Origin of the sequence: Massilia sp. WG5 (assembly GCF_001412595.2) — a bacterium.
In the GTDB taxonomy this organism is placed as follows: Bacteria; Pseudomonadota; Gammaproteobacteria; order Burkholderiales; family Burkholderiaceae_D; genus Telluria.
Genome location: NZ_CP012640.2, coordinates 4335989 through 4361052, shown reverse-complemented (window position 1 = coordinate 4361052; position 25064 = coordinate 4335989). Strand labels below are relative to the sequence as shown.

Below are 25064 nucleotides of genomic sequence, written 5' to 3'. Positions count from 1 at the left end.
ACCGATAATGGGAGCTCAATTGGTCTATAATGCGAACCAATTACACCATGAAGAATGCCAATCGATGAAAAACCCGAACGGGGCCGCGACATTGCGTGCAGAGCTGCTGGCAAATGTCGGCTCGGGGCACTGGAAAGCCGGAGAAAAGCTTCCCACTGAGCGGGAGCTGTGTGCGAGCTACGGGATCGGCCGTGGCGCGGTCCGCCGCATCCTCGCCGAAGCCAAGGAGCGCGGCCTGATCACGCAAACGGTGGGCAGCGGCACCTTTGTCGCCAAGGACGCCAGCGCGCTGGTACGGTCGACCGAAATGCAGGCGCAGGAGCTGCACATCAGTCCGGCCGAGCTGATGGAAGCACGGATGGTGATCGAACCGATGATCGCGAACCTGGTCGTGCGCAATGCGACCAGTGCGGATTTCCTGCGCATGGAAGAGTGCTGCACGCACGCCGAAAACGCCGGCTCCATGGAACAGTTCGAGGTATGGGATGGCGCCTTGCACCAGGCGATTGCCGATGCCACCCATAACAACCTGATCAAGAGCGTGTTCCAGCTGATGAGCAAGGCGCGCGAACAGGGCGAATGGGGCTCGCTGAAAATGAAGAGTCTCACGCCCGAGCGGCGCCATGCCTACCAGCAGGAGCATCGCGCCCTGGTCGACGCGCTGAAGGACCGCGACGAGGAACGGGCCAGGCTTCTCACCACCGAGCATCTGGTGCGCATCCGCCACAACCTGCTCGGCTACTAGCGCACCCAGGCAGGCTAGCCCGGCTCCACTTCCCTCAGCGCCTGCAGCGCCATCGCGTAGATGCCCTCGTAGGACTTGGCGGCGGCGATGAAGCGGCCGTTGTGGCAGAAGCCGGCGTCCGGCACGCCGGTAACGGCGGCCAGTTCGGCGTCGCGCAGGCCGGCCCAGGAAGCCGGCAGGTCGGCGCGCGCCTCGAAGGTGTCGGCGGTGGCCGGCACCGTGTGCAGCATGTAGCGCTGCTCGCCGAGGTTATGGCTGATGACGAACAGGACCTTCGGCATTTCCTTGCGCACCACCGAGCTCCAGGGCAGCGCGCTGTTCTTCAGGTACAGCAGGCGCCCGCCTTCCAGCGCCTCGGCCTGGCGCACCTGCTCCAGCGCCAGCATGGCGCCGACGCGGTACTTGACGGCGTTCGCCATCACGTCGATCAGGAAGTCCATCGCGCGGCGGAACTGGTCCAGGCGGTGAGCGTCGGCGGCCTCGCCATAGCCCAGGCGCTCTTCGTCCAGCCAGTTCGGGTTGTAGCCCGAGACCACCGCCGACATGCCGTAGCCGCCGGGCGCATTCTTGGCGGCGCCGACGTCGGACAGGTCGAGGTACTGCACGATGTCCGCATCGATGGCGTAGGCGATCTGCTGGGCCGTGTCCTCGCTCAGCTGCGCGCCGGTGTGCGCCGCTGCCAGCGCGGCGACGCAGCGGCCGCCGTATTCGCGCCATACCAGGCCGGCGCTGGCATACGGCACGCCGCTTTGACGGGCTCCGCTGAAGCCTTTCTGGTGATGGTCGAAGCGGCCGCTGGCCGGGTCCCAGACGCCGCCGACGTCGATCACGATATCGGCGCTGTCGATGATGGCGGGGTCGCGCGTGCGCACCAGCGCCGCCTCGGGGTGCAGCACCTTGATGACGGCGACGGCCCAGGCGTCATCCGCGTGGAATTTGCCGCCGTGGGTGACGATCAGCATGGCCGCGCCGCTCAGTTGTTCACGACCAGGCGCGGCTCGCCGACGCCGAAACGCTCGCGAATCGACTTGCCGATGCCGTGCGCGTCCAGGCCGACGGACGCCAGCAGCACGCCCGGGTCGCCGTGGTCGATGAAGCGGTCCGGCAGGCCCAGGATCAGCAGTGGCTTGACGAGGCCTTCCGCCGCCAGGGTTTCGGCGACGGCGGAACCGGCGCCGCCCATGGTGCAGCCCTCCTCCACCGTCACCAGGTAGTCGTGGTCCCTGGCCAGGCGCTTCACCAGTTCGACGTCGAGCGGCTTCACGAAGCGCATGTCGGCGACGGTCGCGTTCAAGCCTTCGGCCGCCTTCAGGCTGGGGGCGACCATCGAGCCGAAGGCCAGGATGGCGACGCCCTTGCCTTCGCGTTTCACCACGCCCTTGCCGATCTCGATCGACGTCAGCTCCTGCTGGATGACTGCGCCGACGCCGGCGCCGCGCGGATAGCGCACCGCCGCCGGGCCCGGGTAGTGGTAGGCCGTGGTCAGCATCTGGCGGCATTCGTTCTCGTCGGACGGCGCCATCACGACCATGTTCGGGATGCAGCGCAGGTAGGCCATGTCGTAGTTGCCGGCGTGGGTCGCACCGTCGGCGCCGACCAGGCCGGCGCGGTCCAGGGCGAAGGTCACGTCCAGGTTCTGCAGCGCCACGTCGTGGATCAGCTGGTCGTAGCCGCGCTGCAGGAAGGTGGAGTAGATCGCCAGCACCGGCTTGACGCCTTCGGTCGCCATGCCGGCGGCAAAGGTGACGGAATGCTGCTCGGCGATGCCGACGTCGAAGTAGCGCTCCGGGTACTGCTGGTGGAAGCGCACCATGCCCGAGCCTTCACGCATCGCCGGCGTGATGCCGACCAGGCGCTTGTCGCTTGCAGCCATGTCGCACAGCCAGTTGCCGAATACCTCGGTGTAGGTGATCTTGGCCGGTGCGGTGGCCGGCTTGATGCCCTCGCTCGGGTTGAACTTGCCGGTGCCGTGGTACAGGATCGGTTCGGCCTCGGCCAGCTTGTAGCCCTGCCCCTTCTTGGTCACCACGTGCAGGAACTGCGGTCCCTTCAGCTTGCGGATGTTTTCCAGGGTCGGGATCAGCGAATCGAGGTCGTGGCCGTCGATCGGGCCGATGTAGTTGAAGCCGAACTCCTCGAACATCGTGGCCGGGACCACCATGCCCTTCGCGTGCTCTTCCAGCTTCTTGGCCAGTTCCAGCATCGGGGCCGGCAGCACGCTCTTGCCGACGTTCTTGGCGGCGGCGTAGAACTGGCCCGACATCAGGCGCGCCAGGTAGCGGTTCAGCGCGCCCACCGGCGGCGAGATCGACATGTCGTTGTCGTTCAGGACCACCAGCAGGTCGCAATCGTCCTCGACGCCGGCATTGTTCAGGGCCTCGAACGCCATGCCGGCCGTCATCGAGCCATCGCCGATCACGGCGATCGCCTTGCGCTTCTCGCCTTTCAGCTTGGCCGCCTGCGCCATGCCCAGCGCGGCCGAGATCGAGGTCGACGAGTGGGCGGTGCCGAAGGTGTCGTACTCGCTCTCGTCGCGCTTCGGGAAGCCGGACAGGCCGTTGTGCTGGCGCAGCGTCGGCATGCGGCCGCGGCGGCCGGTCAGGATCTTGTGCGAATAGGTCTGGTGGCCGACATCCCACACGATCCGGTCTTCCGGCGTGTTGAACACGTAGTGCAGCGCGATCGTCAGCTCGACGGTGCCGAGGTTGGACGACAGGTGGCCGCCGGTCTTGGATACCGAATCGAGCAGGAACTGGCGCAGTTCGTTTGCCAGCGGGGTGAGCTGGTGGCGCGGGAGCTTGCGCAGGTCCGCCGGGTCGTTGATGGTCTCTAGCAGTTTCATTTAGGCCTTCCGCTGCACGATCAGGTCTGCCAGTTCGCGCAGCCGCAGTGCTTGTTCTCCGAACGGCGCCAGCGCCTCGTGCGCCTGCCGCCGCAGTTGTTCGGCCAGCGCCTTGGACGGCTCCAGCCCCAGAATCGATACGTAAGTCGGTTTGTTCGCCGCCGCATCCTTGCCCGCGGTCTTGCCGAGGGTGGCGGAGTCCGCGGTCGCATCCAGCACGTCGTCGACGACCTGGAAGGCCAGGCCGATCGCACGCGAGTACGCAGCCAGCGCGTCCTGCTCCTGCGGCGCGAGCTCGCGCCCGGCGAGTGCGCCCAGCAGCACCGACACGCGCAGCATGGCGCCGGTCTTGAGCTGGTGCATGCGCTCCAGCTCTTCCAGCGTGAGGCTCAGGCCGACGCTGTCGAGGTCGATCGCCTGGCCGCCGCACATGCCCTTGGTCCCGGCCGCTTCGGCCAGCAGGCGCAGCATCTGCACCTGGCGCCCCGGCGCCACGTCCGTGCCGCCCGCCAGCACTTCGAAGGCCTGGGCCTGCAGCGCGTCGCCGACCAGCAGCGCGGTGGCTTCGTCGTAGGCCACGTGCACGGTCGGCTTGCCGCGCCGGAGCGCGTCGTCGTCCATGCAGGGCATGTCGTCGTGCACCAGCGAATACACGTGGATCATCTCGACCGCGCAGGCCGCGCGCGCGACGGCATCCTCACCGGCGCCGAACAGTTCGCCGGCCGCATAGGCCAGCAGCGGGCGCACGCGCTTGCCGCCGCCCAGCGTGGTATAGCGCATCGCTTCATGCAGCCTGGACGGCACCAGCGTGGGCTCGGGCAGGAAGCGCTCGAGCGCCGCTTCGGTGCGCGCCTGCACGCCTTCCATCCAGGCGCGGAAACCGGGCTGCGGGCTCATGGCCGGGCTGACTGCGGTGCTCATTCCGCGTCCTCGTCGTCGGTGCTGAAGGGCTTGAGCATCTCGCCTTCGAGGACCTTGACCTGCGATTCGACTTTTTCGAGCTGGGCCGCGCAATAGCGCACCAGTTCGGAGCCGCGCGCATAGGCGGCCACCGATGCTTCCAGCGGCAGTTGTCCGCCTTCCATCTGCGTGACGAGCTGTGCCAGCTCGGCCATCGCCTGCTCGAACGACTCCGGAGGTGCCGCGGTGGCGGCCGGCGCTGCGGCGCTCTCCGCGCTTGTTTTATTTGGCATAATGACTTTGATCGGTTCGGGGCTCGACTTGCCTGGCGACATGTGCGATGGCACTTGCACGCGGCGCGACAGTCTAATCGCTTATTGTAAACAATCCTACCCCGGCATGACGGCGCGACTTGTCGCCGACATCTTGCACGCAAAGACACATTTTATCGCAAAGCGTCCACCGATTCATGAAAACGATGCCTGTCAGGCAAGCCGCACCAGCCCATGCGCCAGTTTTGGCGGCAGACGCCAAGTCCGGGAAGCGGCTCCGCATGGTCGGCGTCCATCGCAGGATCAGGCGTCCTCATCCCAAAATGCGACGCACAGCAGGTTTTTCGCCGCTTCCACGTGCCGGACCGAGACCGGATGAGCCTTTACAGGCTATAATCTCCGGTTCTGTCTCCGAAATACCGTATTCCGTTCTTTAAAAATCGGTTCTCGGATTCTTTCTCTTCTTTGGCTGAAATTTGTGTAAAGGGGGGTTGGGATGTCCGATCTGGCTACCCACGCCAAGCTGGCTCGCTCGTGCGCGCAGCTTCCGGTAGATGTCTACTTCGACCAAGCGCTGTTGCAGCGCGAAATGCAGCACCTGTTCCTGAAGGGCCCCCGCTACGTCGGGCATGAATTGATGGTTCCCGAGCAGGGCGATTTCGCGACCCTGCGATCGGAGAACGAAGGCCGCATGCTGGTGCGTAATGCGCAAGGCATCGAACTGATGTCCAACGTCTGCCGTCATCGCCAGGCGCTGATGTTCAATGGCCGCGGCAATGCCAGCAATATCGTCTGTCCCCTGCACCGCTGGACCTACGACCTGAAGGGCGAACTGATCGGCGCGCCGCATTTCGCCGACACGCCCTGCCTGAACCTGTCGAAGACGCCGCTGCAGAACTGGAACGGCCTGCTGTTCGAACAGAACGGCTACGACGTGATGGACAAGCTGGGCAAGCTGTCGGTGACGAAAGACCTCGACTTCTCGGGCTATATGTTCGATCACGTCGAAGTCCACGAGTGCGACTACAACTGGAAGACCTTCATCGAGGTCTACCTGGAGGACTACCACGTCGAGCCCTTCCATCCGGGCCTGGGCAACTTCGTCAGCTGCGATGACCTGCGCTGGGAATTCGGCACCGACTACAGCGTCCAGACTGTCGGCGTGCACCGCGGCCTGCAGAAGTCCGGCTCGCCGGCCTACCGCAAGTGGCAGGAACAGGTCCTGAAGTTCAACAACGGACAAGCGCCGAAATATGGCGCGATCTGGCTGACGCTGTATCCGAACATCATGGTCGAGTGGTATCCGAACGTGCTGGTGGTGTCGACCCTGTGGCCGATGGGCCCGCAGAAGACCCGCAACGTGGTCGAGTTCTACTACCCCGAGGAGTTCGTGCTGTTCGAACGCGAGTTCGTCGAGGCCGAACGGGCGGCCTACATGGAAACCTGCGTCGAGGACGACGAGATCGCCCTGCGCATGGACGCCGGCCGCAAGATCCTGCTGGACCGTGGCGTCAACGAGGTCGGGCCCTACCAGTCACCGATGGAAGACGGCATGCAGCACTTCCATGAGTGGTATCGCAGCAAGTTGGAAAATATTTAATGCCAGCTTTGTGGATGCTGTTCGCCAGCTTCGCGTTCGCCGCCATGGGCGCGGGCGTGAAGCTGGCGTCGTCGTTTTATTCGACCTCCGAAATCGTGATGTACCGGGGCCTGGTCGGCACCGTGATCCTGTTCCTGACGGTGCAGCTGCAGGGCGGCAGCTTCAGGACCAGGTTCCCGAAGGAGCACCTGATCCGCAGCCTGGTCGGCGTGACGTCGCTGTGGATGTGGTTCTACGCGATCGGCAAGCTGCCGCTCGCCACCGCCGTCACCCTCAACTACATGGCGCCGATCTGGATCGCCACCTACATGTTCTTCCTTGGCTGGTGGCATGCGAAGGGCTCGACCGAATGGCCGCTGGTGATGGCGATCGGCATGAGCTTCGTCGGCGTGACCCTGGTGCTGCGCCCGGCGGTCGAGATGAACCAGTGGATGGGCGGCGCGATCGGCCTGCTGTCCTCGGTCATCTCCGCGATGGCCTATATGCAGGTGCGACACCTGGGCCAGATGGGCGAACCCGAATACCGCGTGGTGTTCTTCTTTTCGCTGACCACGACCATCGCCGGCTTCATCGGCACCCTGTTCGAGAACGGCCCCGCCACGCCCTTCCACGCGCACACCTGGCACAGCGGCCTGCTGCTGCTGGCGATCGGCGTTCCCGCCCTGCTCGCCCAGATGGCGATGACGCGCGCCTACCGCCTCGGCAAGGTGCTGGTGGTGGCCAACCTGCAGTACACCGGCATCATCTTCTCCAGCCTGTGGGGGATGCTGCTGTGGGGCGACGTGTTCGACTGGCACGTGTGGCTGGGGATGGGCGTGATCCTGGCCTCCGGCATCGCCGCGACGTTCTACAATACCAAGCGCACGGCGCGCGGCGCCGTCGTCGAGGAAACCGATCCCATCGCCAGCGAACTGTAAGGAGAAGCCTGTGTACACGACCCTGATCGACCCCGCCGCCCTGGCCGCCCATACCGACGACGCCGACTGGCTGATCGTCGACTGCCGCCACGACCTGGTGAACCTGGCTGCCGGGCGCGACGCCTATGCGGGCGGCCACCTGCCGAACGCGGTCTTCGCCGACATCGAGCACGAGCTCTCCGGCACCAAGCGCGACGCCGGCGGCGCCTTCCGCGGCCGCCATCCGCTGCCGGAGAAGGACGCCTTCGTCGAGCTGCTGCGTGCCTGGGGCGTGAACGATGCCACGCAGGTCGTGGCCTACGACGCGCACGGCGGCATGTTCGCGGCCCGCCTGTGGTGGATGCTGCGCTGGGTCGGACACGAAGCGGTGGCGGTGCTGGACGGCGGCCTGCCGGCCTGGCAGTCGGCCGGGCTGCCGGTATCGATCGACGCGCCTGCCCCGCGCGCGCGCGGCACGATCGCCGCACGCGCGCCGCTGGTGACGTCCGTGGACGTCAATACGGTCCTGCACAACGTGGAACATGGCGGCCGCACGGTGGTCGACGCGCGCGCGCCGGACCGCTTCCGCGGCGAGAACGAGACCATCGACCCGGTCGGCGGCCACATCCCTGGCGCGAAGAACCGCTTCTTCAAGGACAACCTGCAGCCCGACGGCCGCTTCAAGGCGCCGGATCAGCTGAAGGCCGAGCTGGGGGCGGCGGTGGGCGACCCGCAAAACGCCATCATGCAGTGCGGCTCCGGCGTCACGGCCTGCCACAACCTGCTGGCGCTGGAAGTGGCCGGCATGCCGGGCGCGGCCCTGTATCCGGGTTCGTGGAGCGAATGGAGCGCCGACGCGGCGCGGCCGGTGGCGACGGGTGCCCAGTGAGACTCAGTGAGACTCAGTGACTGAAATCGTAGGGCGCCGGCAGGAAGTCCGCCAGCGTAAATACGACGACCGACAGCACCAGCACGCAGAGTACATAGCCGAACCGGATCGGCTTTTCGCGCAGCGCCACAACCAATTGATTGACCAGCCTTGCCATGCTTCCTCCATGTAGGGATGGCCCAGCATAGGCTGCAAGCGCAAGTTTCGTCAATGCCCGTGCGTCAGGAACAGCACGATCACCACGCCGAGACCGATCAACAGCACCTGGGGAATCGACTCGCGCACGGTGGCGCGGCGCTGCATCTGCGGCATCAGGTCGCTCACGGCGATGTAGATGAAGCCGGAGGAAGCGAATACCAGCACGTAGGGAATCAGGCCGCTGGCCCGGTCCAGGGTGTAGTAGCCGAGCAGGCCGCCGACCACGGCGAGCAGGCTGCACAAGAGGTTGAAGACATAGGCGCGGGTACGCGAAAAACCCGCGTTCAGCAGCACGATGAAGTCCCCGATCTCCTGCGGGATCTCGTGGGCGATGATGGCGACGCCGGTCACGATACCCAACTGCGGGTTGGCGAGGAAGGCCGCCGCGATCAGGATCCCGTCGGTGAAGTTGTGCATGCCGTCGCCGATCAGGATCATCCATCCAGCCTTGCCCGCCTGGTGCGCGTCATGCCCGTGATGGTGATGGTGGCCGTCGCCCTCGTGGTGGTGCGAATGGCGCAGCAGCGCTACCTTCTCCAGCAGGAAGAAGGCCAGCAGCCCGCCCAGCAGGGTCCCGAACAGGGCGCGCGGGTCGACATGCGATTCGAAGGCTTCCGGCAGCGCATGCAGCAGCGAGGTCGCGAGCATGATGCCGACCGACAGGCTGACCATGCGCTCGACGACTTTCGAGAGCACGGTAAACGAAAACACCGCAGCAGCCGTGATGCTGACGACGCCTGCCAGTCCAGTCGCCAGCAGGATGGAAATGAGAACGGGATCGATCGTGAAGCCTCTTGTTATTCTTGGTTCGCGCGGATGGCGCGCAAGCCGGGCATTGTACCGCGCCCGGCTTGCCTACGTGGGGCGTGCGCGATCAGGCCACGCCGTGCTGCCGGAACCAGGCCAGCGCGCGCGTCCATCCATCCTTCGCATCCTTCTCGTCGTAGCTCGGACGGTAGTCGGCATGGAAGGCATGGCCGGCGTCCGGATAGACCACGAATTGCGAGCCGCTCGCGCCCTGCGCGAGCGCGGCCTCCATCTTCTCGACGGTGTCGAGCGGAATGCCGGTGTCCTTGCCGCCGTACAGGCCGAGCACCGGCACCGTCAGGCCGGCGGCGATATCGACCGGGTGCTTCGGCGTATTCGCGGTCGCCTCGCCCGCCAGGCGGCCGTACCAGGCCACGCCGGCCTTGACCTCCGGGTTGTGGGCCGCGTACATCCAGGTGGCCCGTCCGCCCCAGCAGAAGCCGGTGACGCCCAGCCGGCCGGTATCGCCGCCGTTCTCCGCGGCCCAGGCCACGCAGGCGTCGAGGTCGGCCATTACCTGGGCGTCCGGGGTCTTCGAGATGATGTCCTTCAGCAGCGTGGGGATGTCGGCGATCGTCGACGGATCGCCCTGGCGCACGAACAGGTCCGGCGCCAGCGCCAGGTAGCCCTGCTTCGCGAAGCGGCGCGCGACGTCGGCGATGTGCTCGTGCACGCCGAAGATCTCGGAGATCACCAGGATCACCGGCAGCGTCGACTTGCCCTCGGGCCGGGCATGATAGACGGGGAAGGCCTGGCCGTTCACGGTCAGGCTGACGGTGCCCGCATCCAGGCCCGCGGTATCGGTCGTGATCACGGACCGGGCCGCGACCGGCAGCGTGGCGGCGGCGAAGCCGGCGCGGTCCTGGTCTCGTACGGTGTCGTTCATGTGCAATCCTCCGGTCGGGGTAACAAAGGACCGCTATCTTAGCAGTGGGCGCCTGGTTGCGCCGACGCGACTCAGCCGCGCACGCGTGCGCCTGCCGGTCACAAGCCGATGGATACTGCAGGGGCCGCCATGGCGCTGCGCCGACGCGGCTTGATGGGGAGAACAAGATGAACCCACGCACAGTCGGCGGCCTGGCCGCCCTCTTCCTTGCCACCGCCCTGCCCGCGACCGCGGCGACCGGCCCCGCGACCGCTTCCGCGACGATCGGCAACTTCAGCTACCGATTGATCGACCTGACGCCGAACGACGGCCAGACGCCTTCGCTCAGGCTGGGTACCTGGTCGAGCGACCCTTTTGCGATCATCTTCAGCGATACCGCCTACAGGAACCAGCTCGTCCAGCATTTCCGTCATGACGACGGGGACGTCAGTGTGCAATTCGGAGACGATGTGGCCAGCGCCGGCATGACGCTGCAGAACGGGCATGCCGCGGTCGGGATCGGCGACCGCTCGGGACGCGCCGAAGCGTCCAGCTTCGCCTATTTCGACCTGTCGCCGAATACCCGGCTGGAGTTCCTGGCCTACGCCACAGGCAGCACCGCCGTGGGTGCCGGCGAGCAGGCCTACGCCGACGCCGGCCTCTCCGGCAAGCGCTTCGCCGGCTCGGCGACCCCGGAAACCGACATCTATGACATGCTGTTCACGAACCAGCCGGGATCGCGGGAGCGTTGGGTCGAAGTCGACGTCACCAGCGGTGCGGATCCGGTCAGCGGCTATATGACGGTCGTCGCCCGGGCCGGGGCCAGCAGTCTCGCACCGCCGACGACGCCGGTCCCGGAACCGGCGCACGCCGCCATGCTGCTCGCAGGACTGCTGCTCCTGCTGCCCCGCCTCAGGCCCGGATTCAGGGCGCCAGCGTGAAGTCGACCTTGGTCGCGTTGGCGGCCGAGATGTCGACCGCGTCGATCGGCTTGGCCGTGTAGCCGGTGCCGGAAGCCTCGACACGGTACTTGCCCACGTCCGGCTGCACGGTGGTGCCGGAAGCGAACACCCGCGGCAGGCCGGCGATCGTACAGGCGCCCTCGCGATCTCGGCGCCTGCGTACCCGACGGTGCCGGTCGGGTATGGTGCATTCAACATACATTCCGTAAGGCAATCATTATGTTGACGCAGCGTGTCCATGACTTCCGGCATAAGACAGGATGCAACATTACTGATGCTTATTGAACGTTGTAAGGGAGCGACTGGCGGCAGGTAATGGCGTGCCAGGCTTGGCTGGGACCGGATTCCGGCGCAGGATGATTGCTGAAGGATGCAGTTTCTACCAGCGGAGGAAGTCATGCGCATCGTCCCATCCCTCGTCGCCGCCCTGCTTGCCATCGGGAGCGGCACCGCCTTTGCCGCCACGGTCACGGTGTCCGGTTCGGTCACCAACTTCCGGTATCAGCTGATCGACCTTACGCCCAACGACGGCGTAAGCCCGTCGATCCAGTTCAACTGGGGTCTATCGCCGAAGGGCGCACTGTACACGCAGCCCGACTGGACCCGCCTGTACGCGGCAAACGACAACCGGGACGCCCAACCCGTCAACCTGACCATGGGCGGCAGTACGCTCAGCGGCCAGGTCACGCTGGATGCGGTGACCCTCGACATGCGCATCGTGGCGGGATCGGGAGAGGCATACATGGAGAACCTCGGCTTCTATACGCTTTCGCCGAATACCCGCGTCATCTTTTCTGCCGACGCGACCATCGCGAAATCGGTCGAGCCGGGCGGATTCGGCGCCGGCTGGGCGGGCCTGGCGGGTATGATCGACCCGGTACCAGGCGAAGTTCCCATCAGTTTTACGGGCGGCGCGCTCGAAGCCGGCGACCGCCCGGCCAGCGGGCTTGTCTCGGTCAGCGGCGAGAGCGGCGCGCAGAGCGCCAGCGGCGCCATGTTCATCACAGTATATGGACGTGCATCGAGCGCCTTCACATCGCCGGTCCCGGAGCCGTCGGCGGCATCGATGTGCGTGGCCGGGCTGGCGCTGCTGGCTGGCCTGGCCCGGCGGCGCGGTGGCAGGACGCCCAGGCGCTAGTACACCCCCGGGCCCGATCCGTGGAGGCGCATACTCGATGCGCGCAGGCGCATACTCAATGCGCCTGCTCCCAATTGGGTCCGACTCCGGTCTCGGCCACCAGCGGCACCTTCAGCGTCGCGACGCCGGCCATCAGCTCCGGCAGCTTCTGCTTGACCAGCTCCAGCTCGGCTTCCGGCACGTCCAGCACCAGTTCGTCGTGCACCTGCATGATCATGCGGGTGGCGAGGTTTTCCTTCTCGATCCAGTCCTGCACCGCGATCATGGCCAGCTTGATCAGGTCGGCGGCCGTGCCCTGCATCGGCGCGTTGATCGCCGCGCGTTCGGCGCCGGCGCGGCGCGGGCCGTTCGGCGAGTTGATCTCCGGCAGCCACAGGCGGCGTCCGAACACGGTCTCGACGTAGCCGCGCGCCTTGGCCTGCAGGCGGGTCTCGTCCATGTACTGCTTGACGCCGGCGAAGCGGGCGAAGTAGCGCTCGATGTAGTTGCCGGCGGCGCCGCGCTCGATGCCGAGGTTCTGCGCCAGGCCGAAGGCGCTCATCCCGTAGATCAGGCCGAAGTTGATGACCTTGGCGTAGCGGCGCTGTTCGCTCTCGACCTCTTCCGGCGCGATGCCGAAGATCTCGGCGGCGGTGGCGCGGTGGATGTCCTCGCCTTGCGCGAAGGCGCGCAGCATCGCTTCGTCGCCGGAGATGTGGGCCATGATGCGCAGCTCGATCTGCGAATAGTCGGCCGACACGATCACGCTGCCCGGCCTGGCGATGAAGGCTTCGCGGATGCGGCGTCCCTCGGCGTTACGCACCGGGATGTTCTGCAGGTTCGGATCGCTCGAAGCCAGGCGCCCGGTGATCGCGACCGCCTGGGCGTAGTTGGTGTGCACGCGTCCCGTGTTCGGGTTCACCATCTTCGGCAGCTTGTCGGTGTAGGTCGACTTCAGCTTCGAAAGGCCGCGGTGTTCGAGCAGGATCTTCGGCAGCGGATAGTCCTCGGCCAGCTTCTGCAGCACTTCCTCGTCGGTGGACGGGGCGCCGGTGGCGGTCTTCTTGATCACCGGGAGCTGCAGCTTGCCGAAGAAGATCTCGCCGATCTGCTTCGGCGAGCCGAGGTTGAAGGGGCCGCCGGCCAGTTCATAGGCCTGCTGTTCGAGCTCGGCGATGCGCACGGCCAGTTCGTTCGACTGGGTGGCCAGCAGCTCGGTGTCGATCAGCACGCCGTTGCGCTCGATCTTCTGCAGCACCACGGAGGTCGGCAGTTCGATCTTGCGGTAGATGAAATTCAGGCCCTCGTCGCTCTCGACATGGCCGATCATCGCCTGGTGCAGGCGCAGCGTGATGTCCGAGTCCTCGGCCGCGTATTCGGTGGCGCGCCCCAGCTCGACCTGGTCGAAACAGATCTGGTTCACGCCCTTGCCGCACACGTCGACGAAAGGAATCGTGGTGTAGCCCAGATGGCGCATCGCCATCGTGTCCATGTCGTGCGGCTTGTGCGATTCGAACACGTAGGACTGCAGCAGGGTGTCGTGGACGATGCCGCGCAGCTTGACGCCGTGGTTCTCGAAGATGTGGGTGTCGTACTTCAGGTTCTGGCCGAGCTTGGGCTTGTCCGGGTTTTCCAGCCAGGGCTTCATGCGCGCCAGGACTTCCTCTCGGTTCAGCTGCTCGGGCACGCCGGCATAGCGGTGCGCCAGCGGGATGTAGGCGCCCTTGCCCGCTTCCACCGACAGCGAGATGCCGACCATCTGGGCCGTCATCGGGTCGAGCGAGGTGGTCTCGGTGTCGACCGAGGTCAGCCCGGCCTTGTCGATCGCCTCGATCCAGCGCTCCAGCTGTTCCATCGTGGTGACGGTCTCGTACTCGCCCTTGATCACGGCCATGCCCGGCAGCGTGCCGTTCTCGCCGGCCGCGCCCTCCGGCGAATTCAGGGGTGCGGCAGGGGCGGAGCCGGGCGACACGAACCTGCCCGGGTTGCCGTTGCCGAGTTCCTTCAGCATGGTCTTGAAGCCGTAGCGCTGGAAGAAGTCGCGCAGCGCGTCCTTGTCTTCCGGACGGCCCACCAGCGTTTCCTCGATCGACACCAGGTGCTTCGCCAGGTCGCAGTCGGTCTTCACAGTGATCAGCTCGCGGCCCTTGGGCAGCCATTCCAGGGCCGCCTGCAGGTTCGCGCCGACCGCGCCGCCGATGGTGTGCGCGTTCTCGATCACGCCGTCCAGCGAGCCGTGCAGGGCCAGCCACTTCACGGCCGTCTTCGGGCCGCACTTGTTCACGCCCGGCACGTTGTCGACGGTGTCGCCGATCAGGGTCAGGTAGTCGATGATGCGGTTCGGCGGCACCCCGAACTTGGCCAGCACGCCGGCTTCGTCGAGCTTCTCGTTGCTCATCGTGTTGATCAGCATGACCTTGTCGTTGACCAGCTGGGCCAGGTCCTTGTCGCCGGTCGAGACCACGGTGTTCATGCCGCGCGCGGTGGCCTGGGCCGCCAGCGTACCGATCACGTCGTCGGCCTCGACGCCCTCGACCATCAGGATCGGCCAGCCCATGTGGCGCACCACCTCGTGGATGGGCTCGATCTGCTTGCCCAGGTCTTCCGGCATCGACGCGCGCGTGGCCTTGTACTCGGGATAGAGCTCGTCGCGGAAGGTCTTGCCCTTGGCGTCGAACACGCAGGCGATGTAGGCGGCCGGGAAATCGGCGCGCAGGCGGCGCAGCATGTTGACCATGCCGTGCATCGCGCCGGTCGGGTGGCCGTCGGGACTGCGCAGGTCGGGCAGCGCGTGGAAGGCGCGATACAGATAGCTGGAACCGTCGACGAGAAGCAGGGTATTGTCCATGTATGGGGATCGAATGAGCAAAAAGGGGCCGCGGAAGACGCAATCAGGCACGGCGAGCGTGCCATTATCGCAGAATCGGGAATGCTCTCCATATGGGGCCGGTTCACGCTTTTCATATGCTTTTTACTGGCGGGCGGCGGCGTTTGTTACAATGGACTAAACGACAAAGGTGAACCCCATGCCACGCATCTTCTCCCGCCTGCCCCTCCTCGCATCTAGCCTGACGCTGCTGCTGGCCGCGCAGGCCGGACCGGCGTCGGCCCAGGCTCAGCAGCAGGCTCAGCCACAAGCTCAGCAGCAGCCGGCGCCGAACCAGGCGCCGCCGAAACTCGAACGTGTCGAGCCGGGCAGCGATGTGCCGGCCACCAACATCCCCTCGCGCACGCGCACCCAGATCAAGGAAACGCGCGATGCCGGCCAGGTAACGGAAGTCGAAGTCAACAGCAGCGGCAGCCACTATTATCTGAAACCAAACAACCTGCCAGGCAATGCCGTACCGGGCAGCGTGACCGGCAACCAGGTCACCGGGGCGCAATGGAAGGTCGGCGAATTCGACCTCTCGGGCAGGCGCAAGGCCGCCAACGAGACCGGCGCCAACACCCCGGCCACCGCGGATGCTCCACCGCCGCCACCACTGCCGGCCAACGCCAGCGCAGGCCCAGCCCAGAAATGAGCCGGCCGCCTCCGGGCGGCTGTTACAACGACTAAATACGTAAACGATGGCAGTTTTCACCTCGGTCACACTGGACGACCTGAGCCAGTGGATCAAGCAGTTCCCCCTTGGTAAAGCCCTGGACCTCCAGGGCATCTCGAGCGGCATCGAGAACAGTAATTTCTTCCTGACGACCGAGCGCGGCGAATTCGTCCTGACGATCTTCGAGAACCTCAGCTTCGAGCAATTGCCCTTCTACGTGCAGCTGATGCGGCACCTGGCCGAGCGCGGCGTGCCGGTGCCGGCGCCGGTGCCGAACGACCGGGGCGAGCTGGTGGTCGCGCTTGCCGGCAAGCCGGCCGTCGTGGTCAGCAAGCTCGACGGCAGTTCGCAGATGGATCCGCAGCCCGTGCATTGCGCCGAAGTGGGCGCGATGCTGGCGAAGATGCACCTGGCCGGGCGCGACTTCGCGCTGCGCCAGCCGAATCTGCGCGGCCTGGACTGGTGGATCGAGACCGTGCCCAAGGTCCTGCCCTTCCTCGGTGCGGATGAAGCCGCCCTGCTGGAATCGGAACTGGCGTTCCAGCGCGCCTTCGCGGCCGGCCCGGTGTACGCCGGACTGGAGCAGGGTCCGGTGCACGCCGACCTGTTCCGCAACAACGTGATGTTCGTCGGCGAACGCCTGAGCGGCTGCTTCGACTTCTATTTCGCGGGCTGGGACAGCTGGCTGTTCGACATCGCCGTCACCGTCAACGACTGGTGCATCGACCTCGCCACCGGCCGCCTCGACCAGGAGCGGGTGCGCGCCCTGACCCGGGCCTACCACGCCGTCCGCCCCTTCACCGAAGCCGAAGCGCAGGCCTGGCAGGCGATGCTGCGCGCGGCGGCGCTGCGCTTCTGGCTGTCGCGCCTGTACGACTTCCATCGTCCGCGCGAAGCCGAGATGCTGACGCCGCACGATCCGACCCACTTCGAACGCGTGCTGCGCGAGCGCATCGCGGTTCCCGCGCCGAGCCTGACTGCATGAACAAACTGCCCGCACGTACCGGCTGGGAGTGGTTGAAGGGCGGCGTCGGCCTGTTCCGCAAGCAGCCGGCCGCGCTCACGACCCTGCTGTTTGCCAGCATCCTGCTGGCGATCGGCATCAGCGCCGTGCCCTTCATCGGCCCCATCGTCGTGGTGGTGCTGATCCCGTCGTTCTCGATGGCCTTCATGCAGGCCTGCCTGATGATCGACAACGGCGAGCGCGTGACCCCAAGCGTACTGCTGACCGGTTTCCGCAAGCCGGCGCTGGGCAGCCTGTGCAAGGTCGGGGTGATCTACCTGGGCGTGTTCCTGGTGCTGACCCTGGTCGCGCTGCTGGTCACGCCGGAATCGCTGCGCCAGCTGCCGGCGAATATCAAGCTCGACCCGAAGGACAAGCTGCCCTTCACCTTCGGCGACGTGATGGCCGTGTTCGGCCTGCTGATCCTCGAAAGCGTCTCGCTGCTGACCCTGTGCTTCGCCGCCCCGCTCACCTACTGGAAGCGGATGGGGCCGGGCAAGGCCACCTTCTACAGCTTCTTCGCCGTGGTGCGCTCGGCGCGCGTGTTCGGCGTGCTGCTGCTGTCCTGGTTCGGCATCTTCACCGCGATCACCTTCGTGGTGGTGAACCTGGTCAGCGCGATCGCGCTGGCCCAGGTGGTGCTGATGTGGGTGATGTTCCTGTTTATCATGTTCCTGCAGTGCGCGATCTACGCCGGCTACCGCGATATCTTCGGCAAGCCGGCCGTGCAGGAAGCACAGCCGGCCTAAGCGCCTTCAGCGCGCCATCTTCTCCAGCTTGGCCACCGACAGGTCGAGCATCTTCATGCCGGCCCCGCCGAAGTTGATCAGGGCGCGCGGACTGCCGGCCCCGCCCTCGATGTTGACGATCACGCCCTCGCCGAAGCGCGAATGCGACACCGCCTCGCCGATGCGCCAGCCGATGCCCTTGTCACTGCTGGACTTCTGGGTGATCTGCTTGGCGATCTGGTTGTCGCTGCCGCCCTCGCGGAAGCTGGCGTCGTCCCAGGCCGTGGTCGACTTGCGGTTGCTGAACCAGTTGGTCTGCACGCGCGGCGACAGCCATTTCAGCGATTCCTCCGGCAGTTCGTCGAAGAAGCGCGACTTCATGTTGAAGCGGGTCTGGCCGTGCAGCATGCGCTGCTGGGTAAAGCTCATGTACAGGCGCTTGCGCGCGCGCGTGATCGCCACGTACATCAGGCGCCGTTCCTCGTCCACGCCGTCCAGCTCGCGCGAACTGCTCTCGTGCGGGAACAGGCCTTCTTCGAGGCCGGTGATGAAGACGGCGTCGAATTCCAGGCCCTTGGCCGAGTGCACCGTCATCAGCTGCATCGCGTCCTGGCCGGCCTGGGCCTGGGCGTCGCCGGCCTCCAGCGAGGCGTGCGCCAGGAAGGCCGACAGCGGCGACATCACGGCCGCCAGCGGCGCGTCCGCATCCAGCACCTCGACGCCGTCGGCGTTGACGATCGCGTCGCCGCTGCTCGGCAGCGCCTGCGGGCCCAGGTGGGCCGGCGCCTGGATGCCGAAGCCCTCTTCCTGCACGAAGTGGGTGGCGGCGCTCACCATCTGCTGCAAGTTCTCGATGCGCTCGGCGCCTTCCTTTTCCTTCTCGTAGTGGCTCAGCAGCGTACTGCGCTCCAGCACCACCTTGACCATTTCCGGCAGCGGCAGCTGCTGGGTCTCGAAGCGCGCGCTCTCGATCAGCTTGACGAAATTGCCCAGCGCGCTGCCGGCCTTGCCGGTCATGTAGGGCACCGCCGCGTACAGCGACACGCCATAGCTGTCGGCCGCCATCTGCAACTGCTCGATCGAGCGCGCGCCGATGCCGCGGGTCGGGAAGTTCACCACGCGCATGAAGGCCGAATCGTTGTGCGGGTTGTCCATCAGCTGCAGGTAGGCGATCGCGTGCTTGACCTCGGCGCGCTGGAAGTAGCGCAGGCCGCCGTACACCGTATAGGGCAGGCCGGCCGCGAACAGCGCGTGCTCGATCACGCGGCTCTGGGCGTTCGAGCGGTACAGGATCGCGATTTCGCTGCGCGGCATGCCCTCGGCCATCAGGCTCTTGGCTTCCTCGATGATCCACTGCGCTTCTTCGAGGTCGCTCGATGCTTCGTAGACGCGCACCAGCTCGCCCTGCCCCGCATCGGTGCGCAGGTTCTTGCCGAGGCGCTTGGTGTTATTCGCGATCAGGTAGTTCGCGCTGTCGAGGATATGGCCGTGCGAGCGGTAGTTCTGCTCCAGCTTGATCAGGTTCTTCACCTCGAACTCGCGCTCGAAGGCCTGCATGTTGCCGACGTTGGCGCCGCGGAAGGCGTAGATGCTCTGGTCGTCGTCGCCGACCGCGAAGATCGCGCCGCCGCCCGGCTCGTGATGCCCCGCCAGCAGTTTCAGCAGGTTGTACTGCAGGTCGTTGGTATCCTGGAACTCGTCGACCAGGATGTGGCGGAAGCGCATCTGGTAATGCTGGCGCAGCGGGTGGTTACGCTGCAGCAGTTCATAGGCGCGCAGCAGCAGCTCGGCGAAATCGACCACGCCCTCGCGCTGGCACTGCTGGTCGTAGGCGTCGTACAGCTCGACCATGCGGCGCTGGATATGGTCGTAGGCCTCGACCTGGCTGGCGCGCAGGCCGTTGTCCTTGGCGTTGTTGATGAAGTACATCAGGTCTTTCGCCGGGTACTTGTCATCGTCGACATTCAGGGCCTTCAGCATGCGCTTGATCATCGACAGCTGGTCCTGCGAATCGAGGATCTGGAAGGTCTGCGGCAACGCGGCGTCGCGGTGGTGGGTGCGCAGCAGGCGGTTACACAGGCCGTGGAAGGTGCCGATCCACATGCCGCGCGTGTTCACCGGCAGCATGCTCGATAAGCGGGTCAGCATTTCCTTCGCCGCCTTGTTCGTGAAGGTCACGGCCATCAGGCCGGCCGGCGAGACCTGGCCCGTCTGGATCAGCCAGGCGATCCGGGTCGTCAGCACGCGGGTCTTGCCCGAGCCGGCGCCGGCCAGGATCAGGGCGCTCTGGGACGGCAGCGTGACGGCGGCGAGCTGTTCGGGATTCAGATTGTCGAGGAGATTCATGCGGGCATTATAAACGTCGGGATGGGGCTTCGGCCGCTTTCGGCCGCAAATCTACTGAGCATATATACAGTATCACAACAGTTGCCTCACGGCTCGCTAGCGCCACCTTAAGCGGTCTTATCGTAATTTAAGCGCAGATGTGTTTCCAAGGATGACCATCGCAACTTACGCTCAATTTGTGACAAGGAGGCAATAATGCTGAATCGAGTCGTTACTGTGGCCGCGCTCGCGGTCGGCGGCATGATGCTGTCGAAGAAAATGAAAAACCGTGCTTCCGGCATGGACTCGTCGATCGTCGAGACCATCGAAATCAACGTGCCGGTCCGCACCGCCTACAACCAGTGGACCCAGTTCGAGGACTTCCCGCAATTCATGGCCAGCGTGCATGAAATCCGCCAACTGGACGACAAGCACCTGCACTGGAAGGCCAACGTGGCCGGCGAAGAAAAGGAATGGGACGTCGAGATCACCGAACAGATCCCGGACAAGCGCATCGCCTGGCAGAGCACGAGCGGCGTGCCGAACGGCGGCGTGGCGACCTTCCACAAGATTTCCGACAACGTGTGCCGGGTAGCCGTCCAGATGGACTACCAGCCGGAAGGCGCACTGGAAAAAGTGGGCGACGCCTTCGGCGCCGTGCGCATGGAACTGCGCGGCAACCTGCAGAAGTTCAAGGAAATGCTGGAATCGCGCGGCAAGGAAAGCGGCGCCTGGCGCGGCAGCGTCTCCCAGCACTGAGCGGGCTCCGGCTCGTGCAAGCGCCGCCTGCGGGCGGCGTTTTTTTTTGCCCCCCGCTCCGGCTTGCCGCGCCTAAACGTATCGCCGCTTCCTTGGCCGCGCGCGTAGGATGACAATCCTTTTTCAGGAGGACGAATCATGGACAATGCTGACGATCCGATCGACGCCCTGGTGCGCGACCACGACCTGGTGCGCAAGCTGGCCAACACTTACCTCAACAGCCAGGACATGGCTGTCAAGAAGCAGGCTGCGACCCAGCTCCTGCAGGCCATCCACACCCACTCGCGACTGGAAGAATCGATCTTCTATCCGAACGTGCGCTGCATCGACGAAGGCCTGGTCGGCCATTTCGAACAGGACCACCTGAAGGTCGACGAGCTGCTCGCCACCCTGCAGGGCATGGCCCTCGACGCCCCGCGCGCCGAGCCGATGATGCGCGAGATGCTGAATGCGGTGCTGAGCCACATCGACGAGGAAGAGCAGCAGCTGTTCCCGCGGCTGCGGCAGTCCAATGCCGACATGAGCGACATCGGACTGCAGATGCAGTCGTTCGAGGCGAACCTGGTGCACATGCAGGCCCAGGCCAGCGACCAGATCAGGCGCCGCTAGCCTTTACCACACGCGGCAGCGCTTCTCCTTCACCATCGGCTGCCCCGGTTTGCACTGGAAGGCCTGCTGGAACTGCGGCATGTTCACCACCAGGCCATTCACGCGGTAGCGGCCCGGCGAGTGCGGGTCGGTCATCGCCTTCACGCGCAGGTTCTCGGGGCGGTCGTTTTCGCAGGCCCACTGGGCGTAGCCGACGAAGAAGCGCTGCTCCGGGCTCAGGCCGTCGCGCAGCTCGCCCTGCGGCTGGGCCTTCTGGGGCATGCCGGCCATCTCGGTCTTCCACGCCATCCAGCCCAGGATCAGGCCGCCCAGGTCGGCGATGTCCTCGCCCAGGGTCAGCTTGCTGTTGATCTTGACGTCGTCCACCACCGTGTACTGCGCGTACTGGTCGACGATGCAGGCGGCGCGCTCTTCGTATTCCTTGGCGTCCTTCCTGGTCCACCAGTCCTTCAGGTTGCCCTTGGCGTCGAACTGGCGGCCTTCGTCGTCGAAGGCGTGGGTCAGCTCGTGGCCGATGGTGCCGCCGGTGTTGCCGTAGTTCGGCGCATCGTCCATCTTCGGGTCGAACAGCGGCGGCTGCAGCACGCCGGCCGGGAAGTTGATGTCGTTCATCTGCGGATCGAAATAGGCGTTCACCGTCGGCGGGGTCATCGACCATTCGCCGCGGTCGAGCGGCTTGCCGATCTTGGCCAGCTGGCGGCGCGACTCGAACACATTGCCGCGCTCGACGTTGCCGGCGAAGTCACCCGGCTTCACTGTGTAGGCGCCGTAGTCGCGCCACCTGTCCGGATAGCCGATCTTGTTGACGATCGCGGCCAGCTTTTCCTGCGCGCGCTGCTTGGTCGCGGGGCTCATCCAGTCGAGCGAATCGATGTCCTTCTTCATCGCTTCCTCGACCTGGCGGGTCATGTGCAGCGACTTGGCCTTCAGCTCCGGCGAGAAGGCGCGGCTGACGAATTCCTGGCCCAGCGCTTCGCCCAGCTGGCGGTCGACCAGGGCCACGCAACGCTTCCAGCGCGGCGGCTGCTGCTGGATGCCGCGCAGGGTCTTGCTGAAGAAGTCGAAGTGTTCCTGGTCGAAGTTCGAGGCCAGCGCCGGCGACAGGTCGCGCGCCACCTGCCAGCGCAGGTAGCTGCGGGTCGCCTCGATGTCGGTGCTCTTCCACATCTTCGCCAGCGCCTTGAAGAAGGCCGGTTCGGTGACGTTGAAGACGGTCTGCTTGCCCTGTCCGAGCTCGTCAAGGTAGGCATGCCAGTCGAAGCCCGGGGTCAGCGCCTGCAGGCCTTTCGCATCGACCTTGTGGAACAGTTTGTAGGGGTCGCGCTTGTCGACGCGCGACAGCGAGGCCTTGGCCAGTTCGGTTTCCATCGCCATCACGCGATCGGCCTGGCGCCGGGCCTGGTCCGGGGCGTCGCCGAGCAGCTTGAAGGTGTTGGCGATGTGGGCGACGTACCTGGCGCGGATCTCCTTCGACTTGGCGTCGGTCTTCAGGTAGGAATCGCGGTCCGGCAGGCCCAGGCCGCCGGCGCTGGCGAAGGCGATCACGCGCGTCGAGTCGCCGAAGTCCTGGCTCGAGCCGAAGCCGAAGAACAGGCCCTGGTCGGCCAGCGCCAGGTGCAGGCGCGCCAGCACGCGCGGCAGGTCCTTGCTGGAACGGAGCGTCGCGATCTGGTCGAAGTAAGGCTTGAGCGGCGCGGCGCCGCGCGCCTCGATGGCGCGCTCGTCCATGCAGGCGCCGAAGTAGTCGCCGATCTTCTGCTGGTTGGCGTTGCGGCCGTCCTGGCGCTTCGACAGGTCTTCGAGGATGCCCCACAGGAAGCGCTGGTTGTCCTGCGCCAGCTTGCTGTAGACCGACCAGCGGGCCTGGTCGGCGGGGATCGGGTTGTTCTTCATCCAGCCGCCGCAGGCGTACTGGTAGAAGTCGACGCAGGGGTCGGCACTGCGGTCCATCGAGGCCGGGTTCAGGCCGGGCGTGTAAGGGAATTCGGTGGCGGGACGTTCAGCCGCGGCCGCCGGTGCGGCGGCGGGTGCATTCTGGGCAGTCGCCAGCGCAGCGGCGCCGGCGAGGGAAACAAGGACAGCGAAGCGGGCTGGGCGCATGGCAGAGGCTTTATAAAAGATTAAGCACGTATGCTGCCATAGTGCGCCCGGCACGGCAATATCGAGCTTGCCGCCGCGGCCCGGCGCCGCTCAGCCCTGCGTCGGCGCCGGCTGCGCCAGGCCCCGCGCCATCGCATCGCGGATCAGGCCGCGCATGGCCTGGTCGGCGGCCCTGCTTTCCTGGTCCATCTGCTTGCCGAGCACGTCCATCTTCTTGCCCAGCGCATCCATCGGCTTGCCGGCCTCCTTCATACGCCGGCCGATGTCCCGCATGCCGGCATGGGCTTCGCGGCGCTGCATGTCGTCTTCGGTGGCGGCGCGGATCTGCTCGCCCAGTGCGTTCATCTGTTTTTCCAGGCCCGCCATCTCGGCTTCGAGGCGGGGGCGCTCGCTGTCCCCGGCGCTGCCGAGCTGCTCGCCCACGCGGCCCATCTTGCGGCCGACCTCGTCCATCTTGCGCTGCACCTCGCGCACGCGGCGCTGGTCCGGCTGCATGCCTGCGGCCGCCTGCTCCATTTCCTTGCCGAGCGCTTCCATGACCTTGCCGTGCCGGTCCATCTCCTTGCCGTAGACATCCATCTGTTCGCCCAGCCTGTTGACCGGCGCCCAGGCTGCGCGCGCCTTCGCCAGCGTGTCCGGGTCCTGCACGATCCAGGACTTGCCGCCGTCGCGGAACCACAGGAATTCGCCCTTGACGCTGCGCCTGAGCTGTTTGATGGCGTCCCAGTCGGCGCTGCTGCCGGTCATGGCGGCGCCCTTTTCGCCGTCGCCGACCAGGGCATAGCCATCCTCGCGGCCAGGCCGCAGCGTGATGTGATGGAAGCCGGGCTTCGGCTGGGCCGAAGGCTCCGGCGCGGTGCCGGCGTGGGCGTGGATGGCGGCCGTCAGGGCCAGGCCGATCGCCGGCAGGGCCAGCTTCCAGCCGAAGGATGCGCTGAGCGGTTCCGCTTGCGGGCGAACCAGGCGTTTGATGCGAGACATGAGATTACCTCCTACTCCAGATGCCCCAGGGGCGGGTTGCGGGGTGGAGAGCTGGAGCAGGTCCAGCTCGGATAATGCAAGCGCGAGACGCCGCGGTTCGCCCAGCGCGCTTGCCGCCACATCGTCGGCGACCAGTTCCCGCTCGACCCGGATGCGGTGCGACAGCCACCACACCGCCGGGTGATAGAACAGCAGGATCTCGATCGCGCTCTGCAGCAGGTTGAGCAGGTAGTCGTGGCGCCGCACATGGGCCAGCTCGTGCGCCAGCAGGGCCTCGAGCAGCGGCGGCGCCATGCCGGTGGCCAGCGCGGCCGGCACCAGCACCAGTGGACGCAGGCAGCCGGCGGTCACGGGGCTGGCGAGGTCGTCCACCAGCCCCAGGATGACCTTGCGGCCCAGCCCCATGCGCACCGCCAGGCGGTCGAGCACGGCCTGCCAGGCCGGATCCGCCCGGTAGGCGCCGGGCCGGCTGCGGCGGCGCACCCAGGCCAGGCCCAGCAGCAGGCGCAGCGCCATCAGGGCGGCCCCGCCAGACCAGCACAGGATCACCAGCGGCAGGCGCGGCTGCAATGCCTCGCGCCAGCCGGCCACGTTCCAGGCGGCCGGCAGCGCGGCGCTGTCGGCCAGCGACGAGGCGGCATCATGCGCAGCGCCGGACGGCAGCGTGAACGGCAGCATCATGGCGGCGCCATCCGCCCCCTGCCCCGCCACCCGCGCCAGCATGCCGGCCAGCGGCAACGCCGCGCACAGCAGCAGCGCGGCGCAGGCGACCAGGTAGCGCCACTGCGGACGCGCCCTGCCCATCAGGCCCAGCAGCACGGCGGCGGCGCAGCCGACCAGCGCGCCCTGCCAGACGAAGTCCAGCAGCGCCCAGGCCAGGCCGGCGATCCAGCTTGCGGCGCTCATGGCGCCTGTCTTTCGCGT

23 protein-coding genes are annotated in these 25064 nt (G+C 66.2%); 11 read left to right on the top strand and 12 right to left on the bottom strand.

Translation table 11 applies throughout. From position 1 onward, the window contains the following. Positions 1-64: 64 nt before the first annotated feature. Positions 65-745, top strand: coding sequence for a FadR/GntR family transcriptional regulator (locus AM586_RS19440; protein WP_052233566.1), 681 nt, complete (start codon positions 65-67; stop codon positions 743-745). Between the two features lie 14 nt (positions 746-759). Here the strand turns inward: AM586_RS19440 and AM586_RS19435 are convergent, their stop codons facing one another. The 4 genes from AM586_RS19435 to AM586_RS19420 are packed head-to-tail and all read right to left on the bottom strand — an operon-like array spanning position 760 to position 4780. Continuing rightward, the gene (locus tag AM586_RS19435) at positions 760-1707 is read right to left on the bottom strand and encodes an MYG1 family protein (protein ID WP_052233567.1); all 948 of its coding nucleotides are present in this window, start codon (positions 1705-1707) and stop codon (positions 760-762) included. Positions 1708-1718: 11 nt separating this feature from the next. Beyond that, positions 1719-3587: a 1-deoxy-D-xylulose-5-phosphate synthase gene (gene dxs / locus AM586_RS19430; protein ID WP_052233568.1), complete on the bottom strand. Its 1869-nt coding sequence runs from the start codon at positions 3585-3587 to the stop codon at positions 1719-1721. Continuing rightward, positions 3588-4508: a polyprenyl synthetase family protein gene (locus AM586_RS19425; protein ID WP_373887928.1), complete on the bottom strand. Its 921-nt coding sequence runs from the start codon at positions 4506-4508 to the stop codon at positions 3588-3590. Beyond that, positions 4505-4780, bottom strand: coding sequence for an exodeoxyribonuclease VII small subunit (locus AM586_RS19420; RefSeq protein WP_052233570.1), 276 nt, complete (start codon positions 4778-4780; stop codon positions 4505-4507). The genes AM586_RS19425 and AM586_RS19420 overlap by 4 nt, the downstream gene beginning before the upstream one ends. A gap of 475 nt (positions 4781-5255) precedes the next feature. On the opposite strand from AM586_RS19420, the gene AM586_RS19415 reads away from it, so the two are divergent. From AM586_RS19415 to AM586_RS19405, 3 genes are read left to right on the top strand one after another with little or no spacing between them, the layout of a single operon-like run. Next, complete coding sequence (locus AM586_RS19415) at positions 5256-6359, top strand: aromatic ring-hydroxylating dioxygenase subunit alpha (protein WP_052233571.1); 1104 nt, start codon at positions 5256-5258, stop codon at positions 6357-6359. Continuing rightward, positions 6359-7276, top strand: a complete 918-nt coding sequence (locus AM586_RS19410) for a DMT family transporter (protein WP_052233572.1) — start codon at positions 6359-6361, stop codon at positions 7274-7276. The genes AM586_RS19415 and AM586_RS19410 overlap by 1 nt, the downstream gene beginning before the upstream one ends. 10 nt (positions 7277-7286) lie before the next feature. Continuing rightward, positions 7287-8144: a sulfurtransferase gene (locus AM586_RS19405; RefSeq protein WP_052233573.1), complete on the top strand. Its 858-nt coding sequence runs from the start codon at positions 7287-7289 to the stop codon at positions 8142-8144. Positions 8145-8157: 13 nt separating this feature from the next. Here the strand turns inward: AM586_RS19405 and AM586_RS28275 are convergent, their stop codons facing one another. The 3 genes from AM586_RS28275 to AM586_RS19395 form a co-directional block, all read right to left on the bottom strand. Then, a complete protein-coding gene (locus AM586_RS28275) occupies positions 8158-8301 on the bottom strand; it encodes a hypothetical protein (protein WP_156328155.1) in 144 nt (47 codons plus the stop codon). A 50-nt stretch (positions 8302-8351) separates the two neighbouring features. Next, positions 8352-9053 carry a ZIP family metal transporter gene (locus tag AM586_RS19400; RefSeq protein WP_052233574.1) on the bottom strand — a complete coding sequence of 234 codons (702 nt, stop codon included), beginning with the start codon at positions 9051-9053 and terminating at the stop codon, positions 8352-8354. 163 nt (positions 9054-9216) lie between these two features. Then, the gene (locus tag AM586_RS19395) at positions 9217-10035 is read right to left on the bottom strand and encodes a dienelactone hydrolase family protein (RefSeq protein ID WP_082439408.1); all 819 of its coding nucleotides are present in this window, start codon (positions 10033-10035) and stop codon (positions 9217-9219) included. 167 nt (positions 10036-10202) lie between these two features. Between AM586_RS19395 and AM586_RS19390 the strand changes: the two genes are divergently transcribed. Then, positions 10203-10955: a hypothetical protein gene (locus AM586_RS19390; protein WP_052233576.1), complete on the top strand. Its 753-nt coding sequence runs from the start codon at positions 10203-10205 to the stop codon at positions 10953-10955. Here the strand turns inward: AM586_RS19390 and AM586_RS28270 are convergent. After that, positions 10939-11085 carry a hypothetical protein gene (locus AM586_RS28270; RefSeq protein WP_156328156.1) on the bottom strand — a complete coding sequence of 49 codons (147 nt, stop codon included), beginning with the start codon at positions 11083-11085 and terminating at the stop codon, positions 10939-10941. The genes AM586_RS19390 and AM586_RS28270 overlap by 17 nt on opposite strands. A 288-nt stretch (positions 11086-11373) precedes the next feature. Here AM586_RS28270 and AM586_RS19385 point away from each other — a divergent pair, with 288 nt between their 5' ends. After that, positions 11374-12114 (top strand): PEP-CTERM sorting domain-containing protein, encoded by a 741-nt coding sequence (locus AM586_RS19385; protein ID WP_052233577.1) that lies wholly within the window; start codon positions 11374-11376, stop codon positions 12112-12114. A gap of 55 nt (positions 12115-12169) precedes the next feature. On the opposite strand, the gene polA is transcribed toward AM586_RS19385, so the two are convergent. Next, positions 12170-14941 carry a DNA polymerase I gene (polA, locus tag AM586_RS19380; RefSeq protein WP_052233578.1) on the bottom strand — a complete coding sequence of 924 codons (2772 nt, stop codon included), beginning with the start codon at positions 14939-14941 and terminating at the stop codon, positions 12170-12172. A gap of 178 nt (positions 14942-15119) precedes the next feature. On the opposite strand from polA, the gene AM586_RS19375 reads away from it, so the two are divergent. Genes AM586_RS19375 through AM586_RS19365 form a run of 3 tightly spaced genes read left to right on the top strand, consistent with a single transcriptional unit; the run spans position 15120 to position 17387 of the window. Continuing rightward, positions 15120-15614, top strand: a complete 495-nt coding sequence (locus tag AM586_RS19375) for a hypothetical protein (protein WP_052233579.1) — start codon at positions 15120-15122, stop codon at positions 15612-15614. 46 nt (positions 15615-15660) lie between these two features. After that, positions 15661-16620 (top strand): homoserine kinase, encoded by a 960-nt coding sequence (locus AM586_RS19370; RefSeq protein ID WP_052233580.1) that lies wholly within the window; start codon positions 15661-15663, stop codon positions 16618-16620. Continuing rightward, the gene (locus AM586_RS19365; protein WP_052233581.1) at positions 16617-17387 is read left to right on the top strand and encodes a BPSS1780 family membrane protein; all 771 of its coding nucleotides are present in this window, start codon (positions 16617-16619) and stop codon (positions 17385-17387) included. Before AM586_RS19370 ends, AM586_RS19365 begins: the two co-directional genes overlap by 4 nt. Positions 17388-17393: 6 nt before the next feature. Here the strand turns inward: AM586_RS19365 and AM586_RS19360 are convergent, their stop codons facing one another. Next, complete coding sequence (locus AM586_RS19360; RefSeq protein WP_052233582.1) at positions 17394-19712, bottom strand: UvrD-helicase domain-containing protein; 2319 nt, start codon at positions 19710-19712, stop codon at positions 17394-17396. Between the two features lie 195 nt (positions 19713-19907). Between AM586_RS19360 and AM586_RS19355 the strand changes: the two genes are divergently transcribed. Continuing rightward, positions 19908-20450 carry an SRPBCC family protein gene (locus tag AM586_RS19355; RefSeq protein ID WP_082439407.1) on the top strand — a complete coding sequence of 181 codons (543 nt, stop codon included), beginning with the start codon at positions 19908-19910 and terminating at the stop codon, positions 20448-20450. A 138-nt stretch (positions 20451-20588) separates the two neighbouring features. Continuing rightward, entirely contained in the window at positions 20589-21059 is a 471-nt protein-coding gene (locus AM586_RS19350) for a hemerythrin domain-containing protein (RefSeq protein ID WP_052233583.1), read from the top strand. Between the two features lie 3 nt (positions 21060-21062). Here AM586_RS19350 and AM586_RS19345 read toward each other — a convergent pair whose 3' ends face one another. Then, positions 21063-23159 carry a M13 family metallopeptidase gene (locus tag AM586_RS19345; protein WP_052233584.1) on the bottom strand — a complete coding sequence of 699 codons (2097 nt, stop codon included), beginning with the start codon at positions 23157-23159 and terminating at the stop codon, positions 21063-21065. 90 nt (positions 23160-23249) lie between these two features. Then, positions 23250-25046 carry a M56 family metallopeptidase gene (locus AM586_RS19340; protein ID WP_052233585.1) on the bottom strand — a complete coding sequence of 599 codons (1797 nt, stop codon included), beginning with the start codon at positions 25044-25046 and terminating at the stop codon, positions 23250-23252. Positions 25047-25064 lie beyond the last annotated feature (18 nt).

What these genes read in the sequence shown, in the direction of transcription:
- AM586_RS19370 (WP_052233580.1), top strand. Translation starts at nt 15,661, where the DNA reads ATGGCAGTTTTCACCTCGGTCACACTGGACGACCTGAGCCAGTGGATC.
- dxs (WP_052233568.1), bottom strand. Translation starts at nt 3,587, where the DNA reads ATGAAACTGCTAGAGACCATCAACGACCCGGCGGACCTGCGCAAGCTC.
- AM586_RS19410 (WP_052233572.1), top strand. Translation starts at nt 6,359, where the DNA reads ATGCCAGCTTTGTGGATGCTGTTCGCCAGCTTCGCGTTCGCCGCCATG.
- AM586_RS19365 (WP_052233581.1), top strand. Translation starts at nt 16,617, where the DNA reads ATGAACAAACTGCCCGCACGTACCGGCTGGGAGTGGTTGAAGGGCGGC.
- AM586_RS28275 (WP_156328155.1), bottom strand. Translation starts at nt 8,301, where the DNA reads ATGGCAAGGCTGGTCAATCAATTGGTTGTGGCGCTGCGCGAAAAGCCG.
- AM586_RS19420 (WP_052233570.1), bottom strand. Translation starts at nt 4,780, where the DNA reads ATGCCAAATAAAACAAGCGCGGAGAGCGCCGCAGCGCCGGCCGCCACC.
- AM586_RS19425 (WP_373887928.1), bottom strand. Translation starts at nt 4,508, where the DNA reads ATGAGCACCGCAGTCAGCCCGGCCATGAGCCCGCAGCCCGGTTTCCGC.
- AM586_RS19390 (WP_052233576.1), top strand. Translation starts at nt 10,203, where the DNA reads ATGAACCCACGCACAGTCGGCGGCCTGGCCGCCCTCTTCCTTGCCACC.
- AM586_RS19360 (WP_052233582.1), bottom strand. Translation starts at nt 19,712, where the DNA reads ATGAATCTCCTCGACAATCTGAATCCCGAACAGCTCGCCGCCGTCACG.
- AM586_RS19385 (WP_052233577.1), top strand. Translation starts at nt 11,374, where the DNA reads ATGCGCATCGTCCCATCCCTCGTCGCCGCCCTGCTTGCCATCGGGAGC.
- AM586_RS19395 (WP_082439408.1), bottom strand. Translation starts at nt 10,035, where the DNA reads ATGAACGACACCGTACGAGACCAGGACCGCGCCGGCTTCGCCGCCGCC.
- polA (WP_052233578.1), bottom strand. Translation starts at nt 14,941, where the DNA reads ATGGACAATACCCTGCTTCTCGTCGACGGTTCCAGCTATCTGTATCGC.
- AM586_RS19345 (WP_052233584.1), bottom strand. Translation starts at nt 23,159, where the DNA reads ATGCGCCCAGCCCGCTTCGCTGTCCTTGTTTCCCTCGCCGGCGCCGCT.
- AM586_RS19440 (WP_052233566.1), top strand. Translation starts at nt 65, where the DNA reads ATGAAAAACCCGAACGGGGCCGCGACATTGCGTGCAGAGCTGCTGGCA.
- AM586_RS19375 (WP_052233579.1), top strand. Translation starts at nt 15,120, where the DNA reads ATGCCACGCATCTTCTCCCGCCTGCCCCTCCTCGCATCTAGCCTGACG.
- AM586_RS19350 (WP_052233583.1), top strand. Translation starts at nt 20,589, where the DNA reads ATGGACAATGCTGACGATCCGATCGACGCCCTGGTGCGCGACCACGAC.
- AM586_RS19355 (WP_082439407.1), top strand. Translation starts at nt 19,908, where the DNA reads ATGCTGAATCGAGTCGTTACTGTGGCCGCGCTCGCGGTCGGCGGCATG.
- AM586_RS19415 (WP_052233571.1), top strand. Translation starts at nt 5,256, where the DNA reads ATGTCCGATCTGGCTACCCACGCCAAGCTGGCTCGCTCGTGCGCGCAG.
- AM586_RS19435 (WP_052233567.1), bottom strand. Translation starts at nt 1,707, where the DNA reads ATGCTGATCGTCACCCACGGCGGCAAATTCCACGCGGATGACGCCTGG.
- AM586_RS19340 (WP_052233585.1), bottom strand. Translation starts at nt 25,046, where the DNA reads ATGAGCGCCGCAAGCTGGATCGCCGGCCTGGCCTGGGCGCTGCTGGAC.